Origin of the sequence: Pontibacillus marinus BH030004 = DSM 16465, assembly GCF_000425225.1 — a bacterium.
Taxonomy (GTDB): Bacteria; Bacillota; Bacilli; order Bacillales; family BH030062; genus Pontibacillus; species Pontibacillus marinus.
Genome location: NZ_AULJ01000049.1, coordinates 21,756 through 39,973 on the forward strand (window position 1 = coordinate 21,756; position 18,218 = coordinate 39,973).

At 39.3% G+C, this 18,218-nt stretch carries 18 protein-coding genes; 16 read left to right on the top strand and 2 right to left on the bottom strand.

Going from position 1 to position 18,218, the window contains the following annotated elements:
- The 10 genes from H514_RS0111845 to H514_RS0111890 all read left to right on the top strand — a co-directional run bounded on the left by H514_RS0111845 (window position 1) and on the right by H514_RS0111890 (window position 12,383).
- The gene (locus H514_RS0111845) at window positions 1–957 is read left to right on the top strand and encodes a ribose-phosphate diphosphokinase (protein WP_027447157.1); all 957 of its coding nucleotides are present in this window, start codon (window positions 1–3) and stop codon (window positions 955–957) included.
- 135 nt (window positions 958–1,092) lie between these two features.
- On the top strand, window positions 1,093–1,737 hold the full coding sequence (locus H514_RS0111850) for a 50S ribosomal protein L25/general stress protein Ctc (protein WP_027447158.1): 645 nt from the start codon (window positions 1,093–1,095) through the stop codon (window positions 1,735–1,737).
- A 152-nt stretch (window positions 1,738–1,889) separates the two neighbouring features.
- The gene (gene pth / locus H514_RS0111855; RefSeq protein WP_027447159.1) at window positions 1,890–2,447 is read left to right on the top strand and encodes an aminoacyl-tRNA hydrolase; all 558 of its coding nucleotides are present in this window, start codon (window positions 1,890–1,892) and stop codon (window positions 2,445–2,447) included.
- Between the two features lie 91 nt (window positions 2,448–2,538).
- Window positions 2,539–2,769, top strand: a complete 231-nt coding sequence (locus tag H514_RS0111860) for an anti-sigma-F factor Fin family protein (protein ID WP_027447160.1) — start codon at window positions 2,539–2,541, stop codon at window positions 2,767–2,769.
- Window positions 2,770–2,895: 126 nt separating this feature from the next.
- Entirely contained in the window at window positions 2,896–6,423 is a 3,528-nt protein-coding gene (mfd, locus tag H514_RS0111865; protein ID WP_027447161.1) for a transcription-repair coupling factor, read from the top strand.
- A gap of 869 nt (window positions 6,424–7,292) precedes the next feature.
- Window positions 7,293–7,829, top strand: coding sequence for a stage V sporulation protein T (spoVT, locus tag H514_RS0111870; protein WP_027447162.1), 537 nt, complete (start codon window positions 7,293–7,295; stop codon window positions 7,827–7,829).
- A gap of 127 nt (window positions 7,830–7,956) precedes the next feature.
- Window positions 7,957–9,549: a putative polysaccharide biosynthesis protein gene (locus H514_RS0111875; RefSeq protein WP_027447163.1), complete on the top strand. Its 1,593-nt coding sequence runs from the start codon at window positions 7,957–7,959 to the stop codon at window positions 9,547–9,549.
- On the top strand, window positions 9,546–11,012 hold the full coding sequence (gene yabN / locus H514_RS0111880; protein WP_027447164.1) for a bifunctional methyltransferase/pyrophosphohydrolase YabN: 1,467 nt from the start codon (window positions 9,546–9,548) through the stop codon (window positions 11,010–11,012). Before H514_RS0111875 ends, yabN begins: the two co-directional genes overlap by 4 nt.
- Window positions 11,013–11,015: 3 nt before the next feature.
- Window positions 11,016–11,270 (top strand): RNA-binding S4 domain-containing protein, encoded by a 255-nt coding sequence (locus H514_RS0111885; RefSeq protein WP_027447165.1) that lies wholly within the window; start codon window positions 11,016–11,018, stop codon window positions 11,268–11,270.
- A 141-nt stretch (window positions 11,271–11,411) separates the two neighbouring features.
- Complete coding sequence (locus tag H514_RS0111890; RefSeq protein ID WP_027447166.1) at window positions 11,412–12,383, top strand: ring-cleaving dioxygenase; 972 nt, start codon at window positions 11,412–11,414, stop codon at window positions 12,381–12,383.
- Between the two features lie 80 nt (window positions 12,384–12,463).
- Here H514_RS0111890 and H514_RS0111895 read toward each other — a convergent pair whose 3' ends face one another.
- Together H514_RS0111895 and H514_RS0111900 are read right to left on the bottom strand one after the other, a co-directional pair.
- Complete coding sequence (locus H514_RS0111895) at window positions 12,464–12,889, bottom strand: BrxA/BrxB family bacilliredoxin (protein WP_027447167.1); 426 nt, start codon at window positions 12,887–12,889, stop codon at window positions 12,464–12,466.
- Window positions 12,890–12,908: 19 nt separating this feature from the next.
- Complete coding sequence (locus tag H514_RS0111900) at window positions 12,909–14,060, bottom strand: conserved virulence factor C family protein (protein WP_027447168.1); 1,152 nt, start codon at window positions 14,058–14,060, stop codon at window positions 12,909–12,911.
- Window positions 14,061–14,250: 190 nt separating this feature from the next.
- Between H514_RS0111900 and H514_RS0111905 the strand changes: the two genes are divergently transcribed.
- From H514_RS0111905 to H514_RS0111930, 6 genes are all read left to right on the top strand, one after another.
- Window positions 14,251–14,958 carry a toast rack family protein gene (locus H514_RS0111905; protein ID WP_027447169.1) on the top strand — a complete coding sequence of 236 codons (708 nt, stop codon included), beginning with the start codon at window positions 14,251–14,253 and terminating at the stop codon, window positions 14,956–14,958.
- A gap of 101 nt (window positions 14,959–15,059) precedes the next feature.
- On the top strand, window positions 15,060–15,359 hold the full coding sequence (gene yabP, locus H514_RS0111910; RefSeq protein WP_027447170.1) for a sporulation protein YabP: 300 nt from the start codon (window positions 15,060–15,062) through the stop codon (window positions 15,357–15,359).
- Complete coding sequence (yabQ, locus tag H514_RS0111915) at window positions 15,356–15,955, top strand: spore cortex biosynthesis protein YabQ (protein ID WP_027447171.1); 600 nt, start codon at window positions 15,356–15,358, stop codon at window positions 15,953–15,955. The genes yabP and yabQ overlap by 4 nt, the downstream gene beginning before the upstream one ends.
- Before the next feature lie 7 nt (window positions 15,956–15,962).
- On the top strand, window positions 15,963–16,340 hold the full coding sequence (locus tag H514_RS0111920; protein ID WP_027447172.1) for an FtsB family cell division protein: 378 nt from the start codon (window positions 15,963–15,965) through the stop codon (window positions 16,338–16,340).
- A gap of 74 nt (window positions 16,341–16,414) precedes the next feature.
- Window positions 16,415–16,852 carry a S1 domain-containing RNA-binding protein gene (locus H514_RS0111925; RefSeq protein WP_027447173.1) on the top strand — a complete coding sequence of 146 codons (438 nt, stop codon included), beginning with the start codon at window positions 16,415–16,417 and terminating at the stop codon, window positions 16,850–16,852.
- Window positions 16,853–17,270: 418 nt separating this feature from the next.
- On the top strand, window positions 17,271–18,062 hold the full coding sequence (locus tag H514_RS0111930; RefSeq protein ID WP_027447174.1) for a YtvA family blue-light photoreceptor: 792 nt from the start codon (window positions 17,271–17,273) through the stop codon (window positions 18,060–18,062).
- The last annotated feature ends 156 nt before the right edge of the window (window positions 18,063–18,218 follow it).

Here is an 18,218-nt window from a genome sequence, read left to right on the forward strand (position 1 = left end):
ATGGCTAACAATCAATACAAAGATCCGTCTTTAAAAGTGTTTTCTCTTAACTCCAATCCAACACTAGCTCAAGAAATTGCAGAAAACATCGGCACAGAGCTTGGTAAGTGTACGGTTACTTCATTTAGTGATGGAGAAATCCAAATTAATATTGAAGAAAGTATCCGTGGTTGTGATGTATATGTTGTGCAATCAACTTGTGAACCTGTAAACCAGCACATCATGGAACTTTTAATTATGATTGATGCATTGAAGCGTGCATCTGCTAAGACCATTAACATTGTTATGCCTTATTACGGCTATGCGCGTCAGGATCGTAAAGCACGTTCTCGTGAACCAATCACTGCTAAGCTAATGGCGAACCTTTTAGAGACCGCAGGAGCTTCAAGAGTCATCATGCTAGACCTCCACGCTTCTCAAATTCAAGGATTCTTTGATGTACCAATTGACCACCTTGTTGGTGTACCACTTCTTTCTGATTACTTTGAAGGAAAGAACTTTGACGATGTTGTAATCGTATCACCAGACCATGGTGGTGTGACGAGAGCTCGTAAAATGGCAGACCGCCTAAAAGCTCCGATTGCTATTATTGACAAACGACGACCACGTCCGAATGTTGCGGAAGTCATGAATATTGTAGGTAATATTGAAGGTAAGACAGCTATTTTGATTGATGATATTATTGATACAGCTGGAACTATTACATTAGCAGCCAATGCACTTGTAGAAAACGGGGCAAAAGAAGTATATGCATGCTGTACACACCCTGTTCTATCGGGGCCTGCTATTGAGCGTATTAATAACTCAAAAATCAAAGAGCTTGTTGTAACAAACACGATTCCTCTTAAAGATGAGAAACGCATTGATAAGGTTACAGAGCTTTCTGTAGGCCAGTTAATTAGTGAAGCAATCATGCGTGTTCATGAACGTAAATCAATTTCAATTCTGTTTGATTAATTAAGATTTTGGAGCATAAAAATAAGTCATCTGAAGAATAATTTGTTTGATATTGTGAAAAAAGGGTTTACCCCTATCCTAGGATGGGAATTATATAACATTAGAAGGTTTATAATTTGATGGAGGGTGATTGACTTGGCAGTAACAGTTAAAGCAAAAACCAGACAAGACTTAAGAGGTTCAGTAAATAATAAACTTCGTCGTGAAGGTCGAGTTCCAGCGATTGTTTATGGTAAAGAAAAGGAACCACTTGCGGTTTCTGTAGACAGCTTGGAATTGCTTAAGACACTTAGAGATGAAGGGAAAAACGCAATTATATCCTTAGATGTAGAAGGCGATTCTCCTCGACAAGTTATGTTCCATGAATATCAAATAGAACCACTTCGTAATGAGTTATATCATGCGGACTTTTATATTGTGGATATGTCAACAGAAGTTGATGTACAAGTTCCAATCCACGTTGAAGGCAATGCACAAGGTGTTCAAGATGGCGGGATTTTATCTCAGCCTCTACATGAATTATCACTACGTGCGAAGCCGAACGAAATTCCAAATGAAATCCAAGTTGATGTTTCTAATTTAGAAGTAGGAGATAGTTTCTTAGTAAGTGATCTAAAAGAAGCTAAAAACTACGAAATTACTGAAGATGAGTCAACAACGATTGTAACGATACTGCCTCCTCAGACTGAAGAGGTTGTTGAACCAGGCGAAACCCAAGATGGTGACGCTGAGCCAGAAGTCATTAATCAAAAAGATGACGATGAGGAAGAAGAAGAGTAAACCTCACATAAAGGAAAGGCGTAGCCGTGTGGTTACGCCTTTTTTACGTATGAAAAAGGTGAAATCAATATTTTAGTTTATTTTTATTCTATAGTGAATTTCGGTACAATAGATAAAGATAAGTTTGAAAGGGACTGGAAAGAGGGATTGTTATGAAGTGTATTATTGGATTAGGAAACCCAGGTCCAAAATATGAAAAAACCCGACACAACGTTGGTTTTATGGTAATAGATGAGTTACTGGAGAGGCATAATTGGAAACTAAATAAAGAGAAGTATAAAGGAAGTCATACTGTTGAACGTTGTAACGGTGAAAAAATGGTTTTACTTAAACCGTTAACATTTATGAACTTATCGGGGGATGCTGTAAAACCATTAATGGATTACTATGACCTCTCACCAGAAGATATTGTAGTGATCTATGATGATCTAGATCTCCCACCAGGGAAAATTCGCCTTCGACAACAAGGCGGTCATGGTGGTCATAATGGTATGAGATCTATTATTGATCATCTTGGTACCAAAGAGTTTCCAAGAATCCGTATTGGTGTTGGGCGTCCAACAGGATCAAAATCTGTAAGTGACCATGTTTTAAGCCCATTCTCCAAAGAAGAAAGTCAGGATGTAAACGACAGTGTGAAGAAAGCTGCGGATGCCTGTGAGGGTTGGATGGAAAACACTTTTCTTAGTGTCATGAATGAATACAATTAAACGTGCATATAGTGAAGAACATCCTTCACGTATAAGCTAATTTCTTCTCGGGCAAACTTAAGGTAAATAGTTTGTGCAAGGAGGAATAATTATGGCTGTGATCTATCAATGTAGACATTGTAAGCAGCAGATCGGCGCTTTTCATCATGAGAATGTGGATACAGATCACTTGGGTCTGGAACAACTTACTGAAGAAGAACGTGTCGATATGGTTCAAATGCACGAGAACGGAAATATTGAGATTAAAACGATTTGTGAGAATTGTCAGGATGCCTTAGAAAACAATCCACATTACCATGAGCTCGATAACTTTATTCAATAAGTCAATTAGCTTTGGTTACAAACCAAAGCATTTTCAAGTGTATAAACGTGTAGATATAAGCGTAGTTGTCTGATCTCGGCTCCTAACAGCCTGCTACGCTTTTCTTACATATGCAGGGGGAACGATATGCAAGGACTTAAGGATTTTTTAAAAAAACAAGATGATGTGCATTCTATCATTTCTGGATTTTCTTCAGGGATGCAAGAGCAGTTTGCAGCCGGGCTTTCTGGTTCAGCAAGAAGTGTGCTTGTTTCGTTATTAGAGGAGTCGACGAAACGGCCTATATTGCTTGTTACACACCAATTAATGCAAGCACAACAATTATATGAGGATTTACTAGGGATATCGGATGCTGAGCATGTTCATTTGTACCCTGTGAATGAATTAATTGCTTCTGAGATAGCTGTTGCAAGTCCAGAGTTAAGAAGTGAGCGGATTGATGCGTTAAACCACTGGGCTCAAGAGAAGTCAGGGATCTTAATTGCTCCTGTTGCAGCACTAAAGCGTATTTTGCCACCCCCATCTTATTGGGAACAATACCAGCTGAACTTTAAGGTAGGAGAGGCGATTGATCTTGATGCTTATCTTAAAGGGCTGATTAATGTCGGATATGAACGTGCGGATATGGTTAGCTCACCAGGTGAATTTAGCTTACGTGGTGGAATATTGGATATTTATCCGTTAACCCAACCGAATCCTTTGAGAATTGAACTCTTTGATGATGAAGTAGACTCCATTCGCTATTTTGACTCTGAAAGTCAACGATCTTTAGAAAAGTTAGATCAAGTTACGATAGGACCTGCTAGTGAGCTCCTTTTAACAGATGAGGATTTAACAAGAGGGGCACACAGGCTTGAGGAAGCCTTAGCTAAAACACTTCAAAAGATGCAAAGTAGTGAGCTAAAGGAGAAGGTAACAGAGACCATTGAACATGATATATCACGTTTGAATAATCATGAACGTTTTGAAGAGATGTACAAATATATATCTTTATACTATGAGAATTCTGCCAGTCTGCTAGATTATATACCTGAAAACGGGATAGTTGTTCTGGATGAGATGAGCCGAATTCAAGAAACAGCGAATCGATTAGATGAAGAAGAGGCTGATTGGTATAGTAGTCTTTTAGAGTCAGGGCAAATGGTTAGAGATATTTCAATCTCCTATAATTGGCCTGATGTTTGGCATGCCATTAAACAGCCTCGACTATACATGTCTGTTTTCTTACGTCATATTCCAAACACACAACCTCAAAATATCGTGAACTTTTCATGCCGTGCTATGCAGCAATTTCATGGCCAAATGAATCTTTTACAGAATGAAATGGATCGTTGGAAGAAAAGTGGTTATTCTGTGATCATCGTGGCTCCTAATCATGAGCGTGCCCAAAAAATTCAGAATGTCTTAGAGGATTACGATATGGAAGCAGTAGTGTCAGAACACGAGCCTTCCTTACCTGTAACGACACCAACGATCGTAACGGAGCAAATGACATCTGGATTTGAGTTACCGATGCATAAAATTGCTGTGCTTACAGAGAGTGAATTATTTAAGAAACAAACAACAAGACCGAAGCGAAAGAAGAAAATCTCCAATGCTGAACGAATTAAAAGTTATCAGGAATTAAAAGTTGGGGATTACGTGGTACATGCCAACCACGGTATTGGAAAGTACATCGGTATAGAAACGCTAGAATTGAATGGCATTCATAAGGATTATATGCTTGTTAAATACTCTGGTGATGACAAGCTGTATGTACCCATAGATCAAATCGATCAGGTTCAGAAGTTTGTTGGTTCAGAAGGGAAAGAACCGAAGCTATACAAGCTCGGAGGAAGTGAGTGGAAGAAGGTTAAAAGTCGTGTGCAATCTTCCGTTGAAGATATTGCTGATGACTTAATCCAACTTTATGCCGAGCGAGAAGCAACAAAAGGATATGCATTTGGTGAAGATACGGAAATGCAAAAAGATTTTGAAGCGGCTTTTCCTTATCAGGAAACCGAGGACCAAATCCGCTGTATTCAAGAAATCAAAACGGATATGGAGAAAATACGCCCGATGGACCGACTCTTGTGTGGGGATGTGGGTTATGGAAAAACCGAAGTAGCCATCCGTGCAGCCTTTAAAGCTATTGCAGATGGAAAACAAGTAGCCATACTTGTCCCGACTACGATTTTGGCTCAACAGCACTATGAAACGGTTCGCGAGCGTTTTCAGGATTTCCCGATTAACATTGGTTTGTTAAGTCGTTTCCGTACACAAAAGCAGCAAAAGGAAACAAAAGAAGGTCTGAAAAGCGGAATTGTAGACATCGTCATTGGAACACACCGACTTCTGTCTAAAGATATTCAAGTGAAAGATCTTGGCTTATTAATTGTAGATGAAGAGCAACGTTTCGGAGTGAAGCACAAAGAAAAAATTAAGCAGATGAAAACGAATGTGGATGTTCTTACATTAACAGCAACTCCAATTCCGCGTACGTTGCATATGTCTATGCTAGGTGTTCGTGATTTATCTGTTATTGAAACACCTCCTGAAAACCGTTTCCCAATCCAGACATATGTCTTGGAATACAATCCAGTGTTTATGCGTGAGGCGATTGAACGGGAAATGGCTCGTGGTGGGCAGGTCTTTTTCCTTTTCAACCGTGTAGAAAATATTGAACGTATGGCTGAAGAAATTTCTGCTCTGGTTGAGGATGCCCGGGTCACATTTGCACATGGTCAAATGAATGAGACTGAACTTGAAAACGTCATGTTCAGCTTCCTTGAGGGAGAATCAGATGTACTTGTTTCAACTACGATTATCGAGACAGGTGTAGATATTCCGAATGTAAATACGCTTATTGTATATGATGCTGATCGAATGGGCTTAAGTCAGTTGTATCAATTAAGAGGACGTGTAGGACGCTCAAACCGAGTTGCTTATGCTTACTTCACGTATCAAAAGGATAAAGTTTTAACAGAAGTGGCGGAAAAGCGTTTGCAGGCTATAAAAGAATTCACGGAGTTAGGGTCAGGATTCAAGATTGCTATGCGTGACCTCTCTATTCGTGGGGCTGGAAATCTTCTAGGTGCACAGCAACATGGGTTTATCGATTCTGTTGGTTTCGATATGTACTCTCAAATGCTTAAAGATGCCATAGAGGCAAAACAAGAGGGGAAAACCTATGAGGAAACCAAACCATTTGAGCCAGAGCTAACACTGAATATCGATGCCTATATTCCAGATGGCTACATTGATGATGAGAAACAAAAGATTGATATGTACAAACGATTCCAAGCGGTAGATTCTCAAGAAGATATTCACGACTTACGTGAAGAACTTATTGATCGCTTTGGAGATTATCCTGAAGAAGTTGAAAACTTATTCCAGGTGTCGGTTTTAAAATTATATGCGAAACGTGAACGTATTGAATCCATTACGGAGAAAAATAAAAAAGTTGAGCTTATAATGGAAGAGGAAGCTAGTCAACAAATTGATGGAGCAAAGTTGTTTGAATTAGCGAATCAGTACGGAAGAATGATTCAGTTAGGTACAGAAGGAAAACAACTTAAGGTCACATTCCAATTCCAACGAGACATGTATCCAAGACGATACAAAGTGATGGAAGAAGTCCTCCAATCTTTAAAAGATGTAAAGCATGATGAATAAAAATACTAACTTACAAAACCCGCCATTTAAATGGTGGGTTTTCTTATTATTAAATACAACTAAATATTAAGAGCATACTAATGGTAGGTATTCAGTTATATGGCAGGATTGTTGAAGACTTGAAACTGAGAGGAGTCCGTTACTGATGAGTAATTTGTTCCGGTCAGTGAAACGGCAAGCCTGTTGTGGAAGAAAAGCCGAGCCTCCTCGTGCCTGCGGGGTCTCGTCTTCCCTTTGTTACCACGACAGTTTGCCGTTTCCTTCCCTCCACGCGATTATGAAGATTAACGGACCATAATTTGGACTTTCCCATCTCATATGGATTAGAATTCTTATTCATAGAATTTGCTCCGACCCTCGTCATGATAGGATTATACTACCTGGAATCAGAACATCCTCTCCAGAACTACGGCGGTTGCGTTAGTCACCATTCGGCTAAGGTGGGCTGTGGAATGGGTTGACTCCAGCGGAAGAACGGAGTGACGAGACCCCGCAGGGAGCTTGCGAACGAGGAGGCTCGGCGCTTCGTCCGCAGGAAACCAACCCCCCCCACAGCCCGCCGCTCTCCACTAAAGTAACGGAACCATACGCACTTTATCTCGAATCCAAGTCTTCCACATAAGGGGGCTTTAATGAAATAAATAGCACATTAAAAGATAAAAAAAGATCAATAATTTCACTGATATTTTTATACAAATATAATACAAATCATGTACGATTTGGATTTTAACAAGAAAAATCAAGGAATCATGTATAGTTCTGGCGTGGTGAAAAATACTATACCCATCAACTGGTGATTCCTACTTAAAAAAGGAAGTCAAAACATATCACCATATGCAAAATCATCAAAGGAAAGTGAGGCTTCATACATGAAAGCAACAGGAATCGTACGACGTATTGATGATTTAGGACGGGTAGTAATCCCGAAAGAAATTCGCAGAACACTGCGTATCCGTGAGGGAGATCCGCTTGAAATTTTTGTGGATCGAGAAGGAGAAGTTATTCTCAAAAAATATTCACCGATTAGTGAGTTAGGGGATTTTGCTAAGGAATATGCAGACGCGTTATTTGATTCCCTAGGTCATACTGTTCTTATTTGTGATCGTGATGAATTTATAGCTGTTTCCGGAGCATCCAAGAAAGATTACTTAAACAAGAGCATTGGGCCCAAAGTGGAACAAGCTATTCAAGATCGCACGGTTATAACAGAATCGAATGAATCAACGATTGAAATAGCAGATGGTAATGAAGAAAAAGTATCATCCTATATCGTTGGTCCAATCATTGCAAATGGTGATCCAATCGGATGCGTTATGATTATGTCTAAAGAAGGCGAATCCATAGGTGCCGTTGAGCAAAAAGCAGTAGAAACTGCAGCAAGTTTCTTAGCCCGTCAAATGGAATAATTCATCAGAGAGGAGCCTAAAACCAGGCTCCTTTTTATTGTTAAGGGGTTATACATTCATACTCTTAATCAACCTAGCCTCTGTGCTATAATGAAGGGTAATGGAAAAGTATAGAAGGGATACCTTTATGGCAAAACAAATGAATAAGAAACAACTATTTCAAGGAGCATTTTTATTAACACTAGCTGGGATTTTGAGCAAGGTCCTGAGCGTGGGTTATCGTATTCCCTTACAAAACATTGCCGGCGATGTCGGTTTTTATATTTATCAGCAAGTTTATCCTATTTTAGGAATGGCGTGGATGATATCTCTATATGGATTTCCGGTTGCTATATCCTCGTTTGTATCAGAATGGGAAGGAGAAGGACGTGCATTAACGTTACGCAACTTCTTTATACCTGCGTTTACAATTCTGTTCAGTATAAGTGTACTGTTATTTGGCTTATTTTACTTCGGTGCATCTACGATTGCTGTATGGATGGGGGATCCTCAGCTTGAGTTACCACTTAAAATAACATCGATTGTTTTTTTATTTCTTCCTTTCACATCATTGCTTAGAGGAACATTTCAAGGATTACATAATATGAAACCTACAGCCATGTCACAAATTGCTGAGCAGTTTACTCGTGTACTCGTTATTATCCTCGCTACATATTTTTTCGTGAAAGCAGGAGTAGGTTTATATGTGGTAGGAGCTGGAGCGGCTTTTGGATCTGTTGTAGGAGCTGTTGCCTCAGTGTTGTTGTTAGGTGGGATGATGTTAAAAAAATCTCCAATTCTAAGACAACCTGCACAAGGTAAAATCCCATATAAAAAGTTAATTCGAACCATCTTGGTAGTTGGGTTATTCTTTTGTGTGAACTACATGATGCTTTTATTTCTTCAATTAGCTGATGCTTTAACCTTGGTTCCGAATCTTCAACAGGCAGGAAGTTCACTCCAAGAGGCAAAAATAGCAAAAGGAGTATTTGATAGAGGTTATCCGCTCATTCAAATAGGAACAGTTGTTGGATCATCCATAGCACTTGCCTTAATACCGGCTATTACCAGGCAACGTTTAGAAAAGCGTAAAGAAGAGACTTATTCAGATGCAAGAAGTGCGGTGAAATTCTCGTTTTTATTTTCGCTAGCTGCAACAGTTGGACTTTTAATGGTGATGCCCTATGTAAACGTGTCTTTTTTCAGAACGACTGATGGAACGGATGCGCTACGAATTCTTTCTCTTGTTACCTTATTTGGTTCATTATCTTTAACCTATTCATCCTTGCTTCAAGGATTCGCTATTGTAGGACGACCAGCTTTAGCAGTTATTCTGGCATTCTTTATAAAAATTGGAGCAAATGAAATATTGGTTCCTACGTATGGAATTCAAGGAAGTGCCATAGCCTCGGTACTTGCAGTTCTATTCATTTGCTTATTTAACTACATAAGTTTAAAAAGACACTTTACACTTCGATTAAAGTATCATATTCCATGGAAACAAGCCGTACTTGCAATAGGAACCATGCTTCTGGTGGTTTGGGGAGCAAGCTTTTTATATAAAACGCTTATACCCTTAACAGATCGATTTGCTTATGTGGGAGTTACCCTTTTCACAGTATCTCTCGGTGTTCTAACGTATTTTTTAGTATTACTAAAAACAGGAGCATTTACAAAAGAAGAATTAAGTCAATTTCCATTTAGTGAGTCAATCATAAGTAAACTGGAGGAAACAAAATGAACAAACAAATTACCATAATAGGACTTGGAGCAGCAGATATCGACCAGCTTCCCTTAGGTGTGTATCGAATATTAACCAAGCATGAAGGAACCGTTTATACACGAACAGTAGATCATCCTGTTATCGAGACGCTACAAGAAGAAGGTCTTAAGTTTGAAGCTTTTGATTCTACTTATGAGTCCTATGATCATTTTGAAGATGTATATGAAGCAATTGTTGATCGTTTGTTGGAACTGGCAACTCATGAAGCGGTTCTTTACACCGTTCCAGGTCATCCAATGCTAGCAGAACGTACGATACAACTCTTGTTACAAAAGCAAGCACAAGGTGAAGTCACACTGAACATTCAAGGTGGTCAAAGTTATTTAGATGCTCTTTTCACATCTTTAAAAATTGATCCTATTGAAGGGTTTCAATTTGTTGATGCCACATCTTTTACTAGAAATATGATTGAACATCGTCAGCATACAGTGTTTTGTCAGGTGTATGATGAGATGATTGCTTCCCACGTAAAAGTAGAGCTCATGGAAGATCTCCCTCATGACTTTACGGTGTACATTGCTGATGCTGCTGGAAGTTCTCAAGAAACAATTAAGGAAGTTCCTTTGTATAAATTAGATCGAAGCGTAGAACTAAGTAATTTAACAAGTGTTTATATCCCACCTGTATCAGAGGAGAAGTTGAATCACAAGTTCTTCCGTTTGCGAGATGTTATCGCAACGTTACGTGGTCCTGAAGGGTGTCCTTGGGATCGTAAACAAACGAATGAATCTTTACGTCCTTATTTAATTGAAGAAGCCTATGAATTATTACAAGCTATCGAAGATGAAGATGATGAGGGTATGATTGAAGAGTTAGGTGACGTTCTTTTACAGGTCATGCTTCATAGTCAAATTGGAGAAGATGAAGGATTTTTCACCATCGATGACGTAATTGTTACATTAACGGATAAAATGATTCGACGCCACCCTCATGTATTTGGTGATCATCAATTAGATACGGCAGAAGAGGTTGTTGGGACATGGGATGAAATCAAGCAGGAAGAAAAAGGTGATACTCGAAAATCTGCTTTAGATGGTGTCGTCAAAGCTTTACCTGGGTTATTACGTGCACAAGAATTGCAAAAGAAAGCCAAAAAAGTAGGTTTTGACTGGGATGATCCTGCACCAATGTGGGAGAAGGTACAGGAAGAAATTGAGGAATTTAAAACGTCCTTAACAACAGAAACAGAAGATGAGCAGGAGCTTGAACTTGGAGATGTATTATTTGCACTAGTGAATGTTGCTCGTTACTATAAGGTTAATCCTGAATTGGCTATTCAACGAACCAATGATAAGTTTGAACGTCGTTTTAGAGAAATGGAAGAAAGAATTTCAGTTGAGAACATTGATATGAAGAGTCTGTCACTAGAGCAGCTGGATCAATACTGGGAAAAAGCAAAACAAAAAGAAAAAGGTGAATAAAAGATGAGACTAGATAAATTTTTAAAAATATCACGACTCATTAAGCGTCGTACGCTTGCTAAAGAAGTAGCTGAGCAAGGCCGCATTCAAATTAACGGAAACCAAGCCAAAGCCTCAGCTAATGTGGCTGTAGGGGATACCCTTACGATCCGCTTTGGTCAGAAGCAACTTACAATTGAAATTACGTCATTACGTGAAACAGTAAAAAAAGATGAAGCTTCTTCGCTGTATAAAGTTATTAGCGAACAAGAAGTGTAAGAGAGTCCGGGAATTTCCCGGACTTTTTTTAATGTTCGAATAGACAGTTTTTGACGAATGAGAAGTAAATGAGTTATAATTACTTTGAATTCGAGATAATTAATTGAATAACTTACAATGTAAATAAAAGGAGGATGTCCAATGCAATTGTTAGGGATCCATCATATTTCTATATTAACGGGTAGTGCTGAGAAGAATTTTGAGTTTTTTACTAAAGTGTTAGGTATGCGTCTAGTGAAGAAAAGTGTAAACCAGGATGACACGAGCTGTTACCATCTTTTTTATGGTGATGGTAAAGGCAATCCAGGTACCGAGGTTACCTTTTTTGATATCCCTGGTCTTGGTTCTACGCATGAAGGAACATCAAGTATTACAAGTACGTCGCTACGTGTGAAAAGTACTGAATCTTTGAAGTATTGGGGCCAACGCTTTGAACAGTATGGTGTGAAGCATGAAGGAATTGAGCAACGTGCAAACCGTAATACGATGGCTTTTGAAGATTTTGAAGGTACGAAATTGATTCTTGTAGCGGATGATGATGAAGAGGGTGTTGCAGCTGGTGAGCCTTGGGAAGGAACGGATGTACCTGCAGAACACGCAATTGTTGGCTTAGGGCCCGTGCTGCTAACAGTAGCTCGTCCAGAGCGTACAGAACGCGTATTAACTGAGGTGTTAGGTTTTAGACATGCAGGCTCGTATCCATCCTTACTAGGGGAAGGATACGATGATGTAGAAGTGTACGCTACTGGTGAAGGTGGTGCGGGAGCGGAAGTGCATATTCAAAAACGCACGGATCTGCCACTTGAAAGGTTAGGACGCGGTGGCGTTCACCATGTTGCCTTCCGTATTCCAGATGAAACGGAGCATGCAAAATGGGTGGATCGTATAAAAGAAACCGGCATGATGAATTCAGGTAAAGTAGATCGCTTTTACTTTAAAGCGCTGTACTTCCGAGAGCCAAATGGAATTCTTTTTGAGCTTTCTTCAGATACACCAGGCTTTGATGTCGACGAATCGGTTGAAACTTTAGGTGAGAATCTTTCTTTACCTCCATTCTTAGAACCTAAACGTGAAGAGATTGAAGCAAAATTAAGACCGTTAACATTAGATTAGAATGATTGATATAGGCTGTCATTATTAATTAAAAAAGGCATGTACTCTGGACTGAGTCACATGCCTTTTTCTTATTTGTATTAACAGTGTTGTCCAAATGCGTTCGTTAAGTTTGCTACGATATCCTCTGGTTCATGATCTTCAATCTCTTCACGAGGAATGAAATGAACAAGTTGACCGTCTTTAAATAGAGCCATTGAAGGAGAGGAAGGTTCCTCATCAATATACTCTCTCATTTGGTTGGTTGCTTCGCGGTCCTGACCAGCAAATACAGTTACGGTTTGATCAGGTTTCACATCTTGTTGAACCGCGTGGATAGCGGAAGGGCGTGCTAGCCCTGCAGCGCAGCCGCAGACAGAGTTAATTACAACAAGAGCAGTTCCTTCCATGGAGCTCATAAATTCATTTACTTCTTCAGGTGTTGTAAGCTCCTTAAAGCCAGCGTTTGTTAATTCGTCACGCATGGGTTGCGTAACCTGTTTCATATATTCTTCATATGCGTTCATTGTTGTAGCCTCCTTAAGATTAATCGGTCTTTCTAGCTTGAGTCATTTGGTGCCAAACAGAGCCTTTTGCTTCTTCTCCGCCCTCAATACGTTGTAGAGCCATTTTAGCTTGCATGCGGACTTCAAACTCAGGATCCTGAATGGCATCTTTGAGCGCGGGAATGGCTGACTCATCACCAAGTTCATATAAAAACATGGCTGCTCTCCAGCGAACGAGCTTATTTTTATCTTGTAGTGATTCAATCACTTGTGGCATGGCTTCTTTAAACCCTAAATCAGATAAGCAATCACCTGCTGTTCGTCTAACTGTCACGGATTTATCCTGGAGTGCTTTATACAAGTAAGGAAGCACCTCAGGTTCCTCAATCATACCCAGGTATGCTGTAGCAAGTCGACGAATTGATGCTTTTTCGTCGCTCAATGCCTTATCCAATACGGGTAAATCCTCAAAAGTTGGGTTCATACGGTCTAATGCTGCATAACGTACTTTCCAATCTGGATCATCTAATGTCTCAAGGGTCACAGTCTGCCCCTTAGGTTCACTAGGTTGATTATCACCCGGATCCACTTCAAATGCCTGTTGGACAAGAGCTTCTAACCTATCATCATCATAACTTGCCGATAACTCCTCAGCAACCTCTTGCCCAATTTCCTCTAGATCGCCATAACGAGGATTTTGTTCAATCCATTGACGTTCCATTACCATGTTTGATGAAGCAGGTGAAGCTTTCATGGCTGCATTCATAAATGATTCAGGAAGACCGACACGTTTTTCCGTCTCACCTTCTTCTAGTTTCACTTGCATCGGGATACCTCGGAACATTTGGATGTAGACTTTTACCTCTCCAAATGCATCCTCGGAGGTCTGGTTCTCCTCCTGCTTAGTATGCTCTGTTGCTTCCCCGTCCTCTTCAGTACCTAGAAGTTCACGCACTCTTGGCAAAATATCTTCCCATTTATGTTTGGGATGGCGATCCAGTGCAATGAAATCCATGACATGATAAAAACTCTTGACCCCTTCAATGTTCAAAAGATCCTCTACATACGTGGGTGCATCTTTGAGATCATCACCCTGTTTATAGTTGCGTGTATCCCCGTCAGGTAAGGATTCACTCAAGTTGATTTTCATAGAGTTGGGGCTTGGTGTCGGTTCTATAGACACGATGTTCACTATAATTCCCCCTCATTAATAGCACTTTATAGCGATTTTAACAAAATAACACGAGACATTCCATAATTCGGGGTTCCAGGCTTAAACGAGCTACGTCTCAAGACGTATATGAATTACTTCTAAGGGTCGTTATGAAAATCTTCTTTTTAATGGAAAATGAATGTAGATGAAAATTAGGAGGAGACGCTTTATGAAGAGAAAATTATATTTGTGGTGTTTAAGTGTTGGCTTGTTAGTTGTCCTTTCAGGTTGTAACTTGGTATTTTCGGAAGAGGTAATGGAAGAAGAAATAAAGATTGAGGCAGGTCAAGCTGAAGAATTGAACGTTGATCTCGATATGGGCGCTGGAAAATTAATCGTCAAAGGTGGCGCAGAAGATTGGCTAAACGGTAAATTCCGATACAGTGACAAAAAGTTAGATCCAGATGTTTCGTATAATCAAGATCAAGGTCAGATCCGCATTGACCAATCGAAAGTGAATTTTAATTATGGAAAAGATACAGAAAATGAATGGGACCTTCAGTTAACAAATAATATACCTATAGAATTAGATGTAACTACTGGTGCATCGAAGACTGAGCTTAATTTAGAGGGAATACACTTGAATCGCCTTAATATTGATTCTGGTGTAGGTAAACTAACCGTTGATCTAAGTGGAGAATGGGAACAGAGTTTTGATGTGAATGTTGAATCAGGCGTTGGGAAAACGACTTTCATATTGCCTTCTGATCAAGGAGTTAAGATTAAATCGGAAAGCGGTATAGGTACAACATCCTTTGAGGGGTTTATCTCTAAAGGTGATGGGATATACGTGAACGAAGCATACGGAAAATCAGACGTTACAATCGAAATCAATGCTGATGTCGGAGTTGGGAAAACAGTCTTCAAAAAAGAATAGAGGAGAATTAGAGTCAGTCAAGAAATATGCTGGCTCTTTTTCATGTTCTATTTACGTCCAAGCCCTCATAAATTAATAGAGATAAAGGGGAGGGATCTATAATGGAATACTATGATAAAAACGAATCGATTCGTGGACAAGCCGAGCATCATGTGAAAATGAATAACCGTCGTAACCTCGAGATTACAGGGGTTAAAGAGGTGGATAGCTTCGATGCAGAAGAATTTTTGTTGCAAACGAGCATGGGATACCTTGTGGTTCGTGGCCAAAACCTCCAAATGAAAAACCTGGATGTTGACCAAGGAATCGTTGCGATAAAAGGAAAGGTATATGAGCTTTCTTACTTAGATGAACAGCAATCGGAGAAAGCTAAAGGATTCTTTAGCAAAATGTTCAAATGAGTTTAAGCACGCAATTCCTTACGATGCTCGTCATGTTTGGAAGTGGTCTTTATTTAGGTATGGCCATTGATACATTCCGTCGGTTTGAGCGTTACTGGAAAGGAAAGCATATATTAACTTACGCCCTTGAGATTCTTTTTTGGATTCTCCAGGGCTTAGTTATCTTTTATTTCCTTTTTATAGCGAATCAAGGCGAATTACGCTTATATATTTTTCTATCTATTTTATGTGGTTTTGCTGCTTATCAATCCCTCGTTCGGACGACCTACTTAAACGTGTTGGAAGTGTTGATTCGTTGGGCTATAGCACTTATCCAGTTCGGAAGACGCATGTTTAATTTACTCGTTTATCGTCCAATTCAATGGGTTATATTATTAATTATAAAGTTACTTATTGGGGTATGGGCTTTACTTGTTTGGTTGTTTTGGGTTCTTCTTAAAGTTGTATGGTTTCCAATTCGACTCATAGGCCGCATAATATGGTGGTTTATACCGAAAAATGCGAAAAATTACTTAAGGAAGTTGGCAGGGATTTATAGTAAAATAAAGAATATAATACTAAAATGGTGGACCTATATCCAAAATAAAAGGAGGTAGCTTATCGGTGGCAAATCATAAGTCCGTAGCCAAAATCGATTCGGGTTATGTTCAACAGTATGACGCCTATATGAAAAGACAACAAAAAAAGAAAAAACGTCTTGTACGCCGGTTAGCTCTGTTCGCTCTTGTAACCCTCCTTTTATTCGGGAGTCTCCTGACTTATCATTTAAAGCAAAGGTCTTTATTAGCTGACAAACAGCAGGAGTACCAGCAACTACAAGAGGATATGCAGCAGCTAAACAAGAAAGAATCGGATCTTAAAGAGGAAATTCAACTTCTACAAGATGAGGAATACGTACTTCAAATTGCTCGTACGAATTACTTCTTCTCAAAAGAAGGCGAAATAATCTTTAAATTACCCGATAATGGCCCGTCTTATTGACACCCTTTTCAATGCTTATATATAATATATAAGAATGATACTTTTTTAAAATCTTAAGGAGGAAACTTTTTTTTATGTCAATTGAAGTAGGCAGCAAGTTGCAGGGCAAGGTAACAGGAATCACTAATTTCGGAGCTTTCGTGGAGCTACCAAACGGATCTACTGGTCTCGTTCACATTAGTGAAGTTGCTGATAATTACGTGAAAGACATTAATGATCATCTTAGCGAAGGTGATCAGGTTGAAGTAAAAGTAATTAACGTTGAAAACGACGGTAAAATTGGCTTGTCCATTAAGAAAGCTCAAGAGAATTACAAGAGCAAACCAAACAACCGTGGTGGCGGTGGTGGCCGTAAAGGCGGCGGTGGAAAAGGCAAGAACGACCGCGCTCAACGTCCAGAGAATTTCGAATCGAAAATGAATCGTTTCCTTAAAGATAGCGAAGATCGCTTAGCTACTTTAAGAAAGCACACTGAATCCAAACGCGGAGGTCGAGGTGCTAAAAGAGGATAACTTGCTGTCTATGTAGAGTGAGTAAATAAATTGTTTTTCTATAAAAATACACGAAAGCAGACGTCGATGCGCATGACGTCTGCTTTTATATTGCTATAGGAAATTATAAAATTGCTAGCTTGTGCATAACTCTTTTATTAGATCGTGTCCACATCCAGCTCCAGCGCCCAGCAACGAATGGACTGGACTGAGCCCGTAGTACGATAAAGGAAACACGATGAACAAAGTGAATCGATGTTGACTTATCGTACGGAGGCGAGGGAAGTCCATTCGTTGCTAAACGGGCGCTTGCGCTTTTGTTCTTTATTAAAATTCCACTTTTTTTCAACAAAACATCATGACTACCTCACATTCTAAATATTTGATACCATAATCATAAGTATAATTTCATCTGTAAGATCGTAATAGGAGGAAGATTATGAGTGAGAGTAGGGTTCGTGAGGATGTATTTGCGAAATTATTAGAACAGGCAGTTGATCATACGCAAATAGGTGTGACCATCACTGATCCAAATCAAGAAGATAATCCAATTATTTATTGTAATGATGGGTTTTTGCATTTATCAGGCTATGAGAAGGAAGAAGTTATAGGGAAGAACTGCCGCTTTTTACAAGGGGCTAATACTAAACAAGATGCTAAAGAAAAAATAAAAAGTGCGATACGAGCACATGAACAAGTCTCTGTTGAAATTATGAATTATCGAAAAAACGGAGAGGAATTTTGGAATGACTTACATATTGATCCGATTTATATAGAGGAAGAAGATCAGTTTTATTTTGTTGGTATTCAAAAAGATATTACAGAGCAAAAGAAGTCAGAGGAACAATTAAAAACTTCTCTAAAAGAGATTACTGCACTATCAACACCGATGGTTCCAATTACGGAAGGTGTTTCTGTCCTTCCGCTTATCGGAAATATGGATATGGAACGTTTACAGATCATTTCAGATAATATTACAAAGAAAATGACAGAGGCGAAGCATGAGACGCTTATTATGGAGCTTTCTGGATTGAATGATGTTGATGATGAAGTGATTCATGGCATTTTCCGTTTTAATGATATTTTACAGTTACTGGGTACCGACCTCGTCATCGCAGGGATTTCACCACAACTTGCTTTAAAAGCAACACAACTAGATTTAGATCTTTCATCTATGAAAACATTTGCTACAGTAAAAGAAGCGATACAGCAACACGCTGTTCAATCATAAATGTACCGAAGCCATCAGTTTTAAAAGAAGCTGTTGGCTTTTTTGATAGGTAGGTATTCAATTATATGGCAGGATTGTTGAAGACTTGAAACTGAGAGGAGTCCGTTACTGATGAGTAATTTGTTCCGGTCAGTGAAACGGCAAGCCTGTTGTGGA

What these genes read in the sequence shown, in the direction of transcription:
- H514_RS0111845 (WP_027447157.1), top strand. Translation starts at nt 1, where the DNA reads ATGGCTAACAATCAATACAAAGATCCGTCTTTAAAAGTGTTTTCTCTT.
- pth (WP_027447159.1), top strand. Translation starts at nt 1,890, where the DNA reads ATGAAGTGTATTATTGGATTAGGAAACCCAGGTCCAAAATATGAAAAA.
- H514_RS0111860 (WP_027447160.1), top strand. Translation starts at nt 2,539, where the DNA reads ATGGCTGTGATCTATCAATGTAGACATTGTAAGCAGCAGATCGGCGCT.
- mfd (WP_027447161.1), top strand. Translation starts at nt 2,896, where the DNA reads ATGCAAGGACTTAAGGATTTTTTAAAAAAACAAGATGATGTGCATTCT.
- spoVT (WP_027447162.1), top strand. Translation starts at nt 7,293, where the DNA reads ATGAAAGCAACAGGAATCGTACGACGTATTGATGATTTAGGACGGGTA.
- H514_RS0111875 (WP_027447163.1), top strand. Translation starts at nt 7,957, where the DNA reads ATGGCAAAACAAATGAATAAGAAACAACTATTTCAAGGAGCATTTTTA.
- yabN (WP_027447164.1), top strand. Translation starts at nt 9,546, where the DNA reads ATGAACAAACAAATTACCATAATAGGACTTGGAGCAGCAGATATCGAC.
- H514_RS0111885 (WP_027447165.1), top strand. Translation starts at nt 11,016, where the DNA reads ATGAGACTAGATAAATTTTTAAAAATATCACGACTCATTAAGCGTCGT.
- H514_RS0111890 (WP_027447166.1), top strand. Translation starts at nt 11,412, where the DNA reads ATGCAATTGTTAGGGATCCATCATATTTCTATATTAACGGGTAGTGCT.
- H514_RS0111895 (WP_027447167.1), bottom strand. Translation starts at nt 12,889, where the DNA reads ATGAACGCATATGAAGAATATATGAAACAGGTTACGCAACCCATGCGT.
- H514_RS0111905 (WP_027447169.1), top strand. Translation starts at nt 14,251, where the DNA reads ATGAAGAGAAAATTATATTTGTGGTGTTTAAGTGTTGGCTTGTTAGTT.
- yabP (WP_027447170.1), top strand. Translation starts at nt 15,060, where the DNA reads ATGGAATACTATGATAAAAACGAATCGATTCGTGGACAAGCCGAGCAT.
- yabQ (WP_027447171.1), top strand. Translation starts at nt 15,356, where the DNA reads ATGAGTTTAAGCACGCAATTCCTTACGATGCTCGTCATGTTTGGAAGT.
- H514_RS0111925 (WP_027447173.1), top strand. Translation starts at nt 16,415, where the DNA reads ATGTCAATTGAAGTAGGCAGCAAGTTGCAGGGCAAGGTAACAGGAATC.
- H514_RS0111930 (WP_027447174.1), top strand. Translation starts at nt 17,271, where the DNA reads ATGAGTGAGAGTAGGGTTCGTGAGGATGTATTTGCGAAATTATTAGAA.